Here is a 15,023-nt window from a genome sequence, read left to right on the forward strand (position 1 = left end):
AAATCTATGCCCTGTTTTCAATTATAAACAATTATTTAAAATTTGTGAAACAAAAACACCTTATAAAAATCCAAAAGTATTTTATCTTAATAATTATCTGAAAAAATCAATAAGCTGCATGGCAAGATATGCAATCCCAGCTCCGATTAATGGACCTACTGCTACCCCATTAAAAAGACCGACAGCTAGGATCGTTCCAAAAACGAGTGCCACCGTAATATGAGGATCACTTACCAAAAGCTGCACACCATTCTTCGCAATTAATGCAACGGCTATTCCAGATAACATAGCAATCCAGGCATACGGCGATTTCATTGCTTCCGTCAGTTGCTTAAACCCTATATGGCCTGTGGCAATCGGCACTAATACAGCAATGGTAATAATCGTAACACCCCAATTAATCCCCTTAGACTGAATATAACTGAACATTTTTCCATCTAAACCGACAATTTTAAATACAAGCAAAAAAAGAACTGCAAATGTAAGGGAACTGTTTTTCGCAAATATCCCTATCGCCAAAAGAATAACTAAAAATATGTATGGACCATACATGATGTTTCATCCTTCCTGTTGAAAATGTATATCAAGTATAAAAAGACTGATAATTTCAAAAAATACCACTTGTGGTTAATATATGAACTTTCTTTTAATGATCTTAAAGAATATAATTAAATTCAGAAAGCCAAATAAAGGAGGCTTATATGAACCTTGAACACCTTTATAGAGTTTTACGCTTCTTAGTCGTTATTATCGGGATTTATCTATCCGTTTATTTACTGCTTATCATAGCTAAATATACATACCCATTTATCATAGGTTTTTCGTTTGCCTACTTGCTTAAACCTTTTGTTACGTTCTTAACGAATAAACTTAAAATACCAAAAAGTTTATCTGTTATTCTCTCTATGCTTGTTACGGTTGCGCTTATTGCTGGTTTGATTACCTTTCTTGTAGCTGAAATGGTTTCCGGGATAACCTATCTGTCAGAAGCATTGCCTGAACATTTAAATACGATGGTAGTATATACACAAAATTACATTACAAATCACTTCATCCCATTCTACGAGAAAATCATATCCTTCTTTAATACTCTTGATACAGGGCAACAGGATACCATTTTGTCAAATATAGAACAGCTAGGGAAAGAAGCTGGTAATACCATTGTGTCGATTCTACAATCGTTTTTAGCTTTTTTGCCTGTTGTTATTGGCTGGCTTCCAAGTGTAGGAACAGGGGCTATCTTTACTTTACTGGCCACATTTTTTATTGCGAAGGAATGGGATAGATTTATTAATTACAGTAAAAAAATGCTACCGAATAAAACCATGTACAATCTTAAGAACGTCATGAAAGAGTTGGAGAAAGCATTATTCGGTTTTATAAGAGCACAGCTGACGTTAATATCAATAACAGCCTTAATTGTTCTGGTTGGTTTATTAATTCTGCGGGTTGATTATGCCATTACAATCGCCCTTATAATTGGATTTGTTGATTTATTGCCCTATCTGGGTACAGGTTTAGTTTTCGTTCCATGGATTATATACGAGTTGATTATCGGCAACTTCGGATTTGCACTTGGTCTTGGTATTTTATATACGGTAGTGATTGTTCAAAGGCAATTCATGGAACCGAAAATCCTTTCCTCAAGCATCGGTCTGGATCCATTGGCTACTTTAGTTGCTATCTTTGTCGGATTTAAGCTAATTGGGTTTTTAGGTTTTATTTTAGGTCCCATTATCTTAGTGATATTGAGTACATTATATAAATTGCATATCCTTCATGATTTAAAAGATTATATTATGGGAGTTCAGCCCCCTCCTCCTAAATAAAAGGAGGAGGCTGCATCCAACGATTTTTCCATCGTCAGAAGCAGCCCCTCATTTATCGAATAATCGTAATCGTTTTGCGTGATTTACTCATATACTTTGTAAGCAGTGCATAGAGGATTGGCTTAAAGGCTTTCCTTGTAAATGGCATTAGCAGCAGGAACCCCACTATATCACTGATAAAACCAGGCAGTAATAACAGGAAGCCTCCAATTAGAATACAGATCCCGCTGTATACTTCTTCACCAGGCATAAATCCTTTACTCATCTGGTCCTTTGCGCGCTGGATGACCTGCAAGCCTTGTTTCTTGGCCAAGAATACTCCGATGATCCCAGTAAAAAAGATGAGGAAAACCGTCCAGCCAATACCCAAATAAGAACCCGACACCAACAAAACAATAATTTCAATAATTGGTATCAGAATGAAAAATATGGTTGAGAGCTTCATTAGGAACCTCCTTATTGCAAAGTGTCTGGCATTTTCCTTTAGTTTAGCATAATTGATAGAAGTGGATAGAAAAAAGAGCTGTTTAAATTAGCAAACAGCTAAGCAAACAGCTCCATCATGTTTATTACAGAATTCCTGTATTACCTTCGTAAATACGGCCGCTTCGGCTATCTACAGTAATAACCTGGTTGTCCTGTAACACTGTTGTAGCATTTTCAAATCCAACAATAACCGGAATACCCTGGCTTAAACCAACTACTGCAGCATGGCTTGTTAAACCGCCTTCTACAGTTACCAATGCTGCGCATTTTTCAATCGCTGGCATCATATCTTTGTCCGTTGCATTTGTAACTAAAATACAACCTTCTTTTGCTTTAGCAATCGCTTCTTCAGCGTTGTTAGCAATAACTACACGGCCTGAAGCAGACTTTCTTCCAATTCCTTGAGCACTTGCTAAAACAGAACCGATCAAGTGGATTTTCATAATATTAGTTGTGCCTGATTCATTCACTGGTACACCCGCTGTGATAATAACCAATTCACCAGGTTTTACTAAGTTTTTCTCAGTTGCTGCTTGAACTGCATTTTCAAGCATATCATCTGTAGTAGTAGTACTAGTTCCTAGAATTGGATATACACCAGATACCAACGCTAATCTTCTCATCACTCTTTCATCAGATGTGATTGCGATGATAGGTGTTTTAGGACGGTAACGGGAAATTACACGTGCTGTTGATCCACTTTGTGTCGGTGTAATAATAGCTGAAACATTTAAGTTTAATGCTGTATGTGCTACAGATTGCCCAATTGCATCAGTTACATTATAATCATGATCTTTACTGCGGGCAGAAAGAATTGCTTTATAATTTAAAGCTGTTTCTGCTTTACTAGCAATGTTGTGCATAGTTTGAACAGCTTCAACTGGATATTGGCCAGCTGCTGTTTCACCTGAAAGCATGATTGCATCTGTTCCATCAAAAATTGCATTCGCTACGTCACTTGCTTCCGCACGAGTTGGACGAGGATTACGTTGCATTGAATCTAACATTTGCGTTGCTGTAATAACCGGTTTACCCACTGTATTGCAGCGTTTAATTAAATCTTTTTGAACAAGAGGTACATCTTCGGCAGGAATTTCAACGCCAAGGTCCCCACGCGCAACCATTAAACCATCAGAAACCGCTAAGATCTCTTCAATATTTTCTACACCTTCGTGGTTTTCGATTTTCGGGATGATTTGGATATGACCTGCATTATGATTTTCAAGCAATTCTCTGATTTCAAGAACGTCCGCTCCTCTTCTTACAAAGGAAGCTGCAATGAAATCAACATCTTCTTGAATACCGAATACGATATCTTCCGCATCTTTTTGTGTAATTCCTGGTAATTTGACAGAAACTCCTGGTACGTTAACACCTTTTTTATTCTTAATCATTCCTGTGTTAAGAACTTTTGTATAGATTTCTTTTTTATCTTTATCTAAACCAGTTACTTCAAGACCAATTAAACCATCATCAACAAGGATTCTGGATCCTTCATGAACATCATCAATTAAGCCTTCATAAGTGATTGAGAATTTCTCCGGAGTACCAAGTACTTCAGTCATAGAAATGGTAACATCTTGACCTGCTACTAATTCGAACCCACCATTTTCCATGTTGTGAGTGCGAATTTCCGGTCCTTTTGTATCAAGTAAAATCCCAACTGTTTTACCAGTTTCTTCTGCAGCCTGGCGAATAGTTTGAATTCTTGCACGGTGCTCTTCATGGCTACCATGAGAAAAGTTTAGACGGGCAACATTCATTCCTGCTTCCATTAATGCTTTTAACTTTTCTAATGATTCACTGGCTGGTCCAATTGTACATACGATTTTTGTTTTACGCACGTTGTATCCTCCTATTTACTATTTCTTAATTAAATTGAAAGCTCCTGAGATAATTCATACATTTTTTTGTCAACCACATGAGGTATCTTTAATGCCTCAATAATGTCATAATCAACCAATTTATTGTTAACGATCCCTACTGCGCGGCCGCCTTTTCCATCAAGGAGCAATTCAACTGCATTAGCAGCCAATCGACTGGCTAATACGCGATCTGTCGCTGTTGGTGATCCACCGCGCTGAACATGTCCTAGAACTGTCACACGCGTTTCGAAGCCAGTGCGTTTCTGGATATCTTCACCGATTTCCATACCACTGCCAACACCTTCAGCAACAATAATAATACTATGTTTCTTTCCTCTATCATGCCCACGCTTCAGCTTATTAATGATATCATTCATATCATAGTTTTCTTCGGGGATAAGAATAGATTCCGCTCCGCCTGCAAGTCCTGCCCATAGTGCAAGATCTCCGGCATTTCTTCCCATTACCTCAATAACGTATGTTCTTTCGTGTGAAGTAGCTGTATCTCTGATTTTATCAATAGAATCAATAACGGTATTCAAGGCAGTATCGAATCCAATTGTGAATTCGGTTCCTGGAATATCATTATCAATCGTGCCCGGTACACCTATACATGGAAATCCATGTTCTGTTAAAGCTTTGGCTCCACGATAAGAACCATCTCCACCTATAACAACAAGTCCTTCAATTCCAAATTTCTTCAATTGTTCTATACCTTGCAATTGAACATCTCTTTCCTTGAATTCCGGACAACGAGCCGTATACAGCATCGTTCCGCCTCTATGTATAATATCTCCTACAGATCCGATCTCAAGCTTTTTTATGTTCCCATTTAAAAGACCTTGGTATCCGTTGTAAATCCCATAAACCTCAATATTATGGTAAATCGCTTTTCTTACAACGGCACGTACTGCGGCATTCATGCCTGGTGAATCTCCCCCACTTGTTAATACACCTATTCTTTTCATGATATCACCCCAAGTTTAGTATTATCTTCATTGAGTACACATCTGTTTATAGCATCTGTATATAGACAGACAGAAACACAATCACGAAATATAGTTGTTTCCGTTTATTCATAATCGCATCCTTATTCTATGATAACAAAATCCTTTCGTAAAGCCCTTTGTACCAAGGAATTTTATATGAAAACGCTATCACATTGAGAGATTCTCATTATTATCAAGGGATTAAAAAAAATTGTACATCGTGTGTATTTTTCCCTATTGAACAAAAAAGAAACGTACATTTTCATGTACGTTTAATGATTCTTTACAAATTGAGTCGAAAATCCGTACTTGCCAATATTTTTATATTTTTCATATCTTTTATTGACTAGCTCTTCCTCACTCATATTTTTTAATGTATCAAGCGAATTTTTTAATATTTTATCAATCTCTTCAGCCTGATCTTTAACCGAGCGATGAGCACCGCCAAGTACTTCAGGAATAATTTGATCTATAATGCCTAACTCTTTTAAATCTGGTGCCGTAATTTTCATGGATTCCGCTGCCTTCTTTGCCATGGATGCATCTTTCCAGAGGATGGATGCAGCTCCTTCAGGAGAAATAACTGAGTAAGTTGAATTTTCAAGCATATGAATATGGTCTCCCACACCAAGTGCTAAAGCTCCGCCACTTCCTCCTTCTCCAATTACTATACAAACGATTGGCACCTTTAAACCGGCCATTTCGAATAAATTTCTAGCAATAGCTTCACTTTGACCTCTTTCTTCTGCCGCTTTACCAGGATAGGCTCCCTTTGTATCAATAAAACAAATAATTGGCCTCCTGAATTTTTCCGCTTGCTTCATGAGTCGTAAAGCTTTTCTATATCCTTCTGGATGAGGCATGCCAAAATTCCGTCGTATATTATCCTTTGTATCCTTACCTCGCTGATGACCAATAACAGTCACCGGCATCCCATGATACTTAGCTATGCCGCCCACTATTGCTTCATCATCACCAAAAAGTCGATCCCCATGACATTCAAAGAACGATGTAAATAAGTGTTCTATGTAATCGCAGGTTGTAGGGCGTAATGAGTGCCGGGCTATTTCAACTCGATCCCAAGGCTTAATATCTAGATACAGCTCTTTTTCCAATTGGCCCAAGCGTTCCTCCAGCTTATTAATTTCCTCTGTAAACTCTCCATCAGAGTGTGAAGTCATTTTCTTTAATTCATCTATTTTTTTTTGTAAATCCTGTATTGGTTTTTCAAATGACAATTCACCCGGCATTATTTACTCCCCCCTGATGTATGAATATCGATAATTGCAGCCAGTGTATCTTTCATTTTATTTCTCGGCACTACTGCATCCAGTTGACCATGTTTTAGAAGGAATTCAGCAGTTTGAAAATCTTCCGGTAACTTTTCATGGATTGTTTGCTCGATTATTCGACGGCCGGCAAATCCAATTAAAGCTTTAGGTTCTGCAAGGTTATAATCTCCGAGAGAAGCAAAACTCGCTGATACCCCACCGGTAGTTGGATGAGTCATAACCGATATAATCAAACCGCTATGCTCACTGAAACGTTTTAAGGCTGCACTTGTTTTTGCCATTTGCATGAGACTTATAACTCCCTCTTGCATTCTGGCTCCTCCGGATGCGGTAAATATAATAAAAGGTGCCTTTAATTCATCAGCTTTTTCAATGGCCCGGGTTATCTTTTCACCAACTACAGAGCCCATACTGCCCATACGAAATGTAGAATCCATTACAGCAATCACAGTGGTATGACCACTAATTCGACCTATTCCTGTTACTACAGCTTCATTTTGTTTTGTCTTATTTCGATCTCTATCGAGCTTTTCTGTATAATCGGGAAAGTTCAGTGGATTTTCCGATATCATCCCCCGATCGTACTCCTCAAAAGACCCTTTATCCATTAAATTGCTTAAACGTTCAACTGCACTCATCGGGTGGTGATAACCACATTTAGGACAAACTTTATCATTTTTTAATATTTCTTTAGAGTATTTAATAGTTTTACAAGACGGACATTTCATCATAATTCCTTCAGGCACATCTTGATTTGCTTTATCAGAAGGAATGGTTGCATACTTTTTCTTTTTTGTACGAGAAAACATGTCTTTCAACAAAACTCTCGATCCCCTTTCGTAATACAGTACATCAATGGTTCATAAATAAACCTTACTGATTTTCTCATCAGCCAGTGATTACCGAAACCACCTTGTCCATTATACCTGCCATCCCATCAGATATATACAGACTATGGTAATAGGACAAACTACTTGCAAATTATTGAAGTCCTATCTTATCTACATACAAGAAACACATCTTTGAAAAATCATATCCTTACCGACCAATAGGACAAATCATATGCATCTTCATTAACCCTTATGTCTTAGTAAATCTATAAACCTTAATTGCAAGCAATGGAAAGTTTATAAAATTGGCCTTATATAGTTTACAAAACGTACCTATATAAGGCCAATATACTACAGATATCTATTATTCACTTTTCGCAGTAGCTCTGATTTTTGTATCATATATTTCAAGTGCTTGATCTTTTTCCCCGTTTTCCATTAAAGCAGCTAAAATAATATATTGCTTTCGGTCTTGAATGGAGAATTCATAGCCAGATGCTTTACAGTAACTGTTTACCGTTTTCCAAATTCTTTCCATCAATCGATTGTCAGTCAAACTGGCTAATTGAGAGAAGTAAGCCTCGTCCGTAAATGAGTTGGTTCTAGCCCAATTATATAGATCTTTAATAGTCTCAGGATTTTTACGGTTGTATTCGGACATTATACGTATACAATCTTTTTCTAACAACAATTTCACTTCAATCAAATCTTCTTTTGTTTTACCTTCTAAAATGAAAAATGAGCCAAGTAATTCAACAAGCTTATGCTCTTGAAAATCATGAATGAATGTTCCTTCTCCTCTTCTTGTTTCAATCAATCCCAAAAGCTCCAACGCTCTTAAAGCTTCTCTGACTGAGGAACGGCCAACATTTAAGCGGTCAGACAGCTCCCGTTCAGAGGGGATTTTATCACCTGGAACAAGATGATCCTCTTCAATCATTCTTTGCAGCTTGCGAACTATTTCTAAATATACTTTTGGCTGTCCTTCAGTTTGTAATTCCATCTGTCATCACTCACTTTTTCCAATGGATGATAGTAATTCTGTCTTCTTTCTGATTTCTTCCGGATCAACTTTTAATCTTGCAACCCCTGTTTCCATCGCCGCTTTTGCTACTGCAGCAGCTACTGCCGGAGCAACTCGCGGGTCAAAAGGAGCAGGGATTACATAATCCGTTTGCAGCTCTTCATCTGTAATTAGATTTGCAATCGCCTCAACGGCTGCAACTTTCATTTTCTCATTAATATGAGTTGCTCTTACATCCAGAGCCCCTCGAAAAATTCCCGGAAAGGCTAAAACATTGTTTACCTGGTTGGGGAAATCGGATCTACCAGTTCCTACGACTGCCGCACCTGCTTCTTTAGCCAATTCCGGCATAATTTCGGGAACTGGATTGGCCATCGCAAAAATGACTGGATCTGAGGCCATTGATTTAATCATTTCAGGAGTTAGCGCGCCTGCAACCGAAACACCGATAAAAACATCTGCATCTTTAATGACGTCCTCAAGACTGCCTTCCAAATGATCACGATTTGTATATTTAGCCACCTCTGCTTTTACAGCATTCATACCATATGGGCGTTCTTCATAAATCGCACCCTTGCTATCACACATAATTAAATCGCGTACACCAAAGTGATATAGTAGCTTAATAATGGCAATACCGGCAGCACCAGCGCCATTTGCAACCACTTTAATCTCAGACATTTTCTTATTGGAAAGCTTCAAGGCATTAACAAGACCTGCAACCGTTACAATTGCTGTACCGTGCTGATCGTCATGGAAAACAGGGATATTCGTTTCTTTTTTCAATCTTTCTTCAATGACAAAACAATTTGGAGCCGCAATATCTTCTAAATTAATTCCGCCAAAAGTTGGTTCAAGTAATTTTACTGTCTCCACAATTTTATCTACGTCGTTCGTATTTAGACAGATTGGAAAAGCATCGACTCCTGCAAACCCCTTAAATAATAATGCTTTTCCTTCCATCACAGGGAGGGCAGCTTCCGGACCAATATTGCCGAGTCCAAGCACTGCTGTACCATCTGATACTACGGCTACCATATTGCCCTTGAAAGTATATTCATATACTGTTTCCGGTTTATCATGTATAGCTTTACACGGTTCAGCTACACCTGGAGAATATGCCAGGCTTAAATCGTGTGCATTCCGCAGAGGTACCTTGGCCACTGTTTCCAATTTCCCCTTATTTAAACGGTGCATATGCAACGCTTCTTCTCTTAAAGTCAATTACCCACACCCCACTTTTTATCATACGATACATTTTATCCCACTTCTGGTATGACCAAAATTATACTGTAAATATATCACAATATTCTGTCTTGTACATAGTTAATCTTCTTTAATCAGGACATTTCCTTCTCCTATAATTCTTTCTAAATCTTTCAGTAGGGCGGGAGTAGGGTTCACCCAGTTTTCCTTGGATAATTGAATAGTTTTTGTATCTTTTTCGTAATATATATACACCTTTGTGTTCCCACGATATTGAATCAAAACATTACGAATAGCTGTTAAGGTTTTATTGGTTTGAACATTTGGAGCAACCTTAATATAGACGGATTTAAAAAGTTCCTTTATTTTCGGTATATCATTCTCTAAATCATAAAGATTTTGTGTGATAAATTGTTTCTTCCCATTGCGCTCCTCCAGCTTTCCTTCTATTAAAACTAAATTTCCTTCTTTTAAAATGGATGAATATTGCTTGTACACATTTGGAAAAGTAACCCCTTCCATATCACCCGTTTCATCACTTAGAAGCAGAAAAGCCATATTTTCGCCTTTCTTTGTACGGATCAGTTTAACAGATTGAATATAAGCACCAACAAATCCTGTTGAATTCAGTGGAAAATTGGACAGAGGAAGTGCTCCTGCATGTTTTAATAAAGGTCTTGAACCGCTGATTGGGTGGTCGGATAAATATAAGCCGAGAACTTCTTTTTCTTTTTGTAACTTTTTGTCCGTTGGCATCGGGTCGACTACTACATATTTCGGTTTAATGAACATATCATCAGCATCAAAAAAACCAACTTCTCCTGAATCAGGACGAACCAATTCAGCATGCTCCAGTGCCACATCTATGCTTGCCAAAATACTTGCACGATCCATTTTAAACTCGTCAAATGCACCCGCGTAACATAAATTTTCCAATACTTTTCTATTTATGATACGGGAAGGAATACGTATACAAACATCAAATAGATCTTCAAATGGGCCATTCTTACGAGCTGCAACCAGTTCTTTTAAGACGGAAGCTCCAATGCCCTTCACAGCTGCCAGACTGTAACGCACCCCTTTATCTCCTTCAAGAATAAACGGGAAATGACTTTTATTGATTGATGGCGGATAGACTATATAATCTTTTGACTTTAATTCCTGAACGTATTGAGCTATTTTATCATCGTTGCCAATTACAGATGTCATCAACCCTGCCATAAAGCTGCGCAAATAATTTGCCTTTAAATAGGCTAACTGATATGCAATTAGGCTGTAAGCGACTGCATGACTCCTATTAAACCCATAATTTGCGAACCGGACGATTAAGTCATATACTTCATTTGCCGTATGCTGTTCGTGCCCTCTAGCCATAGCCCCTTTTACAAAATGAGCTCTTTGTTCATCGAGAACGTCTTTTTTCTTCTTACTTACAGCTCTTCTCAGCAAATCAGCTTCTCCTAAGCTGAAACCGGCCATTGTCGAAGCAATCTGGATAATTTGTTCCTGATACACAATGATCCCGTAGGTAGGCTTCAGAATTGTTTCCAATTCAGTAATAGGAAAAGTAATAGGTTCAATTCCATGTTTACGATTTATGAATGTCGGGATATTATCCATAGGGCCCGGCCTATACAGGGCATTGACCGCTACCAAATCCTCAAAAACAGTGGGTTTTAGCTTTTTAAGGACATTTTGCATGCCAGCTGATTCAAACTGAAAAATCCCCGAGGTTAGTCCCTTACTTAATAACTCAAATGTGGCCGTGTCATCCAATGGAATCTGACTTAACTGAATCTTCTTACCCGATGAACGATTTACCTGTCTCACAATCTGATCAAGCAAAGTTAAATTTCGGAGTCCGAGAAAATCCATTTTCAAAAGACCAATTTCTTCTAAAATTTCCATCGGGAACTGGGTCAAATAAACACCCTCATGCCCTTCCTGAATCGGAATTAAATCGGTCAGCGGTTGATCGGTAATAATTACCCCTGCGGCATGTATGGATGTATGTCTTGGAAGCCCTTCCCACTTCTTGGCGATTTCAAAAATCCGCTTATGAAGTGCAGATTCTGCAATCCATGTACGGAAACGGCTGGATTCAGATTGCGCCAATTGTATGGTCAGTCCGTTAATAGGAGGAAGCGAACGAGATAGCTGGTCCAACTCCTTCGTGTTCAATCCACAAACTCTGCCCGCATCCCGCAAAGCGGCCTTTGCTCCAAATGTACCAAAGGTTATAATTTGTGCCACATGAATGGGTCCATATTTCTTTGCTACGTACCGTATCATTTCTTCTCTGCGATTGTCTGGAAAGTCGATATCTATATCAGGCATCGTAATCCTTTCCGGATTCAGAAACCTTTCAAACAATAGATTGTATTCAATAGGATCGACATTGGTAATTCCAAGCACATAAGCAACCATCGAACCTGCAGCAGATCCACGTCCAGGACCTGTTAATATCCCTTGTTTATTAGCATGATTCATAAAGTCCCAGACAATCAGGAAATAGTCACTGAACCCCATATCAGCAATTACAGTTAATTCATATTCCAATCGTTCAAAGTGCTTTTTATCGGGAGTTGGATAACGCTTGGCAAATCCTTTTTTGCAAATCTCTATCAAATATTGATGTGCGGACAAATCATTGGGAACGGGATACTTTGGAAGTAATTTTTGATTAAACTCTAAGTTTACACAGCATTCTTTGGCTATTTGAATCGTATTTTCAAGAGCAGCCACATCGGATGAGTACCACTCCATCATTTCAGAACGGCTCGCAAAATGCTTCCTTTCATTCTCAGACAACTCGATTTTATCCAATTCTTCTATCTTTATATTATCTTTTAAACAAGTCAATGCTTGATAAGCCAGTGAATCTTCTGGCTTCAAATAACAAATATGGTGAGCTGCAACAAGCTGGGTGTTCGTTTTGTCAGCCAGTTGTTTGATCTTCGCCCTCTCCATTCCTTCCGTAGACGGTTTAGGCAATGAAAGATAAAAAGATTGATTACCAAACAAGGTTTTATATTTCAAGAGGACTTTTTCTGCAGCTTGCTCATTGTGGAAAAGTGTACTTTCAATTTCACCTTCTATTCCCGGTGTAATGGCAATGAGGCCTCTTGCATATCCTTTCAACCATCTGAATGGCAAACCATCAGGAGACTTCGTTTGAATTGCACTCGATATTTTCATTAGGTTATGATATCCTTCATTATTTTTAGCCAGCAAAATAAGAGGATAACTTTTATGCTCTTCATCATCAAATATATCTGCAGTCAAACCTATGATTGGCTTGATTCCCTGTTCCATGCATTCCTTGTAAAAAGACACAGCCCCATACATAACATTTCGATCTGTTAATGCGATACTGCTGAAACCATTATTCTTTGCCAAGGTAACGATATCCCTGATTGATAACGTACTCTCCAGAAGACTATACGCGCTATATACATGAAGATGGATTAATGACATTCTTTCGTCACATCCTTGTTATCATTTTTGTATTTAGGAGAAATTCTCTCTTATTCTCTATTATAGAAGTCCAATGCTCAAAAAGAAAATATGTTCGATGCAAGTTGAAAAACTTTTTAGCCTAATTACATATTACTCATCCCTCCCTCATATATATGTAAAAAACAAAAAGGACGAGGTAAATGAACCAGGCTTTCTTACCAGCATTTATAAACAGTTTCTTCATTTCATTTGGCGTACTGCTTGGCGGATCTTTGATCGGTGGACTGGCTGCTTTCATAACAGGTCAACCCCCATTAACTCAAGTGTTTCGCCTATCCGAGGGTTTAAGAATTTGGGCTATTGTCGCAGCTATTGGCGGAACTTTCGATGCGGTCTATTCATTTGAACGAGGAATCTTTCATGGTGCGACAAAAGATTTATTCAAACAAATCCTGATTATTATTTCAGCCCTTGGAGGAGCTCAAGCCGGCGCTCTCATTATCCAATGGCTGACACAGGAGCAGTTAAATCCATGAGAATCCCTCCATATTATCGAAATCCCTTATGGCAACGCTTTTTCGCAGGAGTTATTATAGGGGCGATCATAAGCTGGGGGCTTTTTTTGTATATGTTCGGTGATCTGCAGGAAAAGCAAATTCAGTTAATAGAAACACAGCAGGATGCTATTAAAGATTTACACGATGAGCTTGAAATATGGCAAAATGAATACGAAATTTTAAATAAAAAAAATGAGAGTAAATTACTCGTACAGGAAGTAACCGTTCATATTACAAACTATAAAAAATACAGATTGGATCCACTCAGTATTTTTGAGGTAGAGCAAAGTATTAAGAAAGATTTCGAAAGCTTATTAGGTAAGGATTTGGAAAGTGTGAGTCATGGAAAAGAACTCCTTAAAAGAGCAATTATTAATAAGAATATCAAATTAAACGGCAGGCACTATCAATTGGAAGTCCAGGAATTAATTCTATACACGCATATCGAAATTTCATTGTCGCTCAAACAAATTTAAGAACAGCCGGGTACTCCTCTGGGTACCTGGCTGTTCCACTTAATTATTTGGATCCATAGTTGGAACAAACCTGTACGAGATCTGCAAGGACATTATTCATGTCCTCCCAATTGTAAATGGTTGCGCCAGATGCTAAGGGATGCCCGCCTCCATTATATTTCATAGCTACACCATTAATAACAGGGCCTTTTGATCTGAGACGAACTCGAATTTCATCATTTTCTTCAATGAAAAATACCCATGCCTTGATTCCCTTTACAGATCCCAAAGTACTGACAAGTGAAGATGCTCCGGAGGATTTTACACCAAATCGTTCCATGACTTCCTTCGTAATTACGACTACCCCAACTCCTGAATCAATTATTTTAAAGTTTTCAAAAACATAGCCATTCAAACGAACGACCGCTTCATCAACATCATACATACCATCGTATATATCCGTGCGATTAAATCCGTACTGAATAAGCTCGCCGGCATACAGAAATGTTTTATCGGTAGTACTTGGATATAAAAATCTACCCGTATCACCTACGATTCCTGCATATAATAATCGCGCTGCCTCCTGATTCATTCGTAATCCTTTATCCTTACCGTACTCATATAATTCATAAATCATTTCACTGCAAGAGCTTGCTGATGTATCAACCCACAAAAAATCTCCGTAAGGATCCTCATTTGGATGATGATCTATTTTAATCAAAAGATCCCCCCTCGTATACCGTTGATCACAGACCCTTTCCTGATTGGCTGTATCACAAACAATCACTAATGCTCCTTCATATGCTTCATCCGGAATCACATCAAGTCGCTTTAGAAAATGTAAAGATTCCTCTTCTTGACCAACCATGAATACTTGTTTTTCTGGAAAGGAATATTTAATGATTTCTCCCAATCCACATTGTGATCCATATGCATCAGGGTCTGGCCGAACATGTCTGTGCAGAATAATCGTATTGTATTTTTTGATTGCATCTATAATCTGTTCCTTCATCACTTTTCTCCCTTTATCT

13 protein-coding genes are annotated in these 15,023 nt (G+C 38.2%); 3 read left to right on the forward strand and 10 right to left on the reverse strand.

Going from position 1 to position 15,023, the window contains the following annotated elements:
- Positions 1-93: 93 nt before the first annotated feature.
- Positions 94-552: a DUF441 domain-containing protein gene (locus FHY47_RS14520; protein WP_066108905.1), complete on the reverse strand. Its 459-nt coding sequence runs from the start codon at positions 550-552 to the stop codon at positions 94-96.
- A gap of 149 nt (positions 553-701) precedes the next feature.
- Between FHY47_RS14520 and ytvI the strand changes: the two genes are divergently transcribed.
- On the forward strand, positions 702-1,829 hold the full coding sequence (gene ytvI / locus FHY47_RS14525) for a sporulation integral membrane protein YtvI (RefSeq protein WP_148631000.1): 1,128 nt from the start codon (positions 702-704) through the stop codon (positions 1,827-1,829).
- 52 nt (positions 1,830-1,881) lie between these two features.
- On the opposite strand, the gene FHY47_RS14530 is transcribed toward ytvI, so the two are convergent.
- From FHY47_RS14530 to dnaE, 8 genes are all read right to left on the reverse strand, one after another.
- Complete coding sequence (locus tag FHY47_RS14530) at positions 1,882-2,274, reverse strand: FxsA family protein (RefSeq protein ID WP_139892802.1); 393 nt, start codon at positions 2,272-2,274, stop codon at positions 1,882-1,884.
- Between the two features lie 124 nt (positions 2,275-2,398).
- The gene (gene pyk / locus FHY47_RS14535; protein ID WP_066108914.1) at positions 2,399-4,159 is read right to left on the reverse strand and encodes a pyruvate kinase; all 1,761 of its coding nucleotides are present in this window, start codon (positions 4,157-4,159) and stop codon (positions 2,399-2,401) included.
- Between the two features lie 29 nt (positions 4,160-4,188).
- Positions 4,189-5,148 (reverse strand): 6-phosphofructokinase, encoded by a 960-nt coding sequence (gene pfkA / locus FHY47_RS14540; RefSeq protein ID WP_066108917.1) that lies wholly within the window; start codon positions 5,146-5,148, stop codon positions 4,189-4,191.
- 293 nt (positions 5,149-5,441) lie between these two features.
- The gene (accA, locus tag FHY47_RS14545) at positions 5,442-6,419 is read right to left on the reverse strand and encodes an acetyl-CoA carboxylase carboxyl transferase subunit alpha (protein WP_066108919.1); all 978 of its coding nucleotides are present in this window, start codon (positions 6,417-6,419) and stop codon (positions 5,442-5,444) included.
- Positions 6,419-7,282, reverse strand: a complete 864-nt coding sequence (accD, locus tag FHY47_RS14550) for an acetyl-CoA carboxylase, carboxyltransferase subunit beta (RefSeq protein WP_148631002.1) — start codon at positions 7,280-7,282, stop codon at positions 6,419-6,421. Before accD ends, accA begins: the two co-directional genes overlap by 1 nt.
- Before the next feature lie 373 nt (positions 7,283-7,655).
- Positions 7,656-8,294 carry a FadR/GntR family transcriptional regulator gene (locus FHY47_RS14555; protein WP_066108923.1) on the reverse strand — a complete coding sequence of 213 codons (639 nt, stop codon included), beginning with the start codon at positions 8,292-8,294 and terminating at the stop codon, positions 7,656-7,658.
- A 6-nt stretch (positions 8,295-8,300) separates the two neighbouring features.
- The gene (gene ystJ / locus FHY47_RS14560; protein WP_066108928.1) at positions 8,301-9,539 is read right to left on the reverse strand and encodes an NADP-dependent malic enzyme; all 1,239 of its coding nucleotides are present in this window, start codon (positions 9,537-9,539) and stop codon (positions 8,301-8,303) included.
- Positions 9,540-9,641: 102 nt separating this feature from the next.
- On the reverse strand, positions 9,642-12,998 hold the full coding sequence (gene dnaE, locus FHY47_RS14565) for a DNA polymerase III subunit alpha (RefSeq protein ID WP_148631004.1): 3,357 nt from the start codon (positions 12,996-12,998) through the stop codon (positions 9,642-9,644).
- A gap of 182 nt (positions 12,999-13,180) precedes the next feature.
- On the opposite strand from dnaE, the gene ytrH reads away from it, so the two are divergent.
- Together ytrH and ytrI are read left to right on the forward strand one after the other, a co-directional pair.
- A complete protein-coding gene (gene ytrH, locus FHY47_RS14570) occupies positions 13,181-13,516 on the forward strand; it encodes a sporulation membrane protein YtrH (RefSeq protein WP_066108934.1) in 336 nt (111 codons plus the stop codon).
- Positions 13,513-14,013 (forward strand): sporulation membrane protein YtrI, encoded by a 501-nt coding sequence (ytrI, locus tag FHY47_RS14575; RefSeq protein WP_066108937.1) that lies wholly within the window; start codon positions 13,513-13,515, stop codon positions 14,011-14,013. Before ytrH ends, ytrI begins: the two co-directional genes overlap by 4 nt.
- Before the next feature lie 43 nt (positions 14,014-14,056).
- Here the strand turns inward: ytrI and FHY47_RS14580 are convergent, their stop codons facing one another.
- Positions 14,057-15,004, reverse strand: coding sequence for a DHH family phosphoesterase (locus FHY47_RS14580; protein ID WP_066108940.1), 948 nt, complete (start codon positions 15,002-15,004; stop codon positions 14,057-14,059).
- Positions 15,005-15,023: the final 19 nt, after the last annotated feature.

Source organism: Bacillus sp. E214 (assembly GCF_008087365.1).
In the GTDB taxonomy this organism is placed as follows: Bacteria; Bacillota; Bacilli; order Bacillales; family Pradoshiaceae; genus Pradoshia.

What these genes read in the sequence shown, in the direction of transcription:
- dnaE (WP_148631004.1), bottom strand. Translation starts at nt 12,998, where the DNA reads ATGTCATTAATCCATCTTCATGTATATAGCGCGTATAGTCTTCTGGAG.
- accA (WP_066108919.1), bottom strand. Translation starts at nt 6,419, where the DNA reads ATGCCGGGTGAATTGTCATTTGAAAAACCAATACAGGATTTACAAAAA.
- ytrI (WP_066108937.1), top strand. Translation starts at nt 13,513, where the DNA reads ATGAGAATCCCTCCATATTATCGAAATCCCTTATGGCAACGCTTTTTC.
- FHY47_RS14530 (WP_139892802.1), bottom strand. Translation starts at nt 2,274, where the DNA reads ATGAAGCTCTCAACCATATTTTTCATTCTGATACCAATTATTGAAATT.
- FHY47_RS14520 (WP_066108905.1), bottom strand. Translation starts at nt 552, where the DNA reads ATGTATGGTCCATACATATTTTTAGTTATTCTTTTGGCGATAGGGATA.
- FHY47_RS14555 (WP_066108923.1), bottom strand. Translation starts at nt 8,294, where the DNA reads ATGGAATTACAAACTGAAGGACAGCCAAAAGTATATTTAGAAATAGTT.
- pfkA (WP_066108917.1), bottom strand. Translation starts at nt 5,148, where the DNA reads ATGAAAAGAATAGGTGTATTAACAAGTGGGGGAGATTCACCAGGCATG.
- FHY47_RS14580 (WP_066108940.1), bottom strand. Translation starts at nt 15,004, where the DNA reads ATGAAGGAACAGATTATAGATGCAATCAAAAAATACAATACGATTATT.
- ytrH (WP_066108934.1), top strand. Translation starts at nt 13,181, where the DNA reads ATGAACCAGGCTTTCTTACCAGCATTTATAAACAGTTTCTTCATTTCA.
- ytvI (WP_148631000.1), top strand. Translation starts at nt 702, where the DNA reads ATGAACCTTGAACACCTTTATAGAGTTTTACGCTTCTTAGTCGTTATT.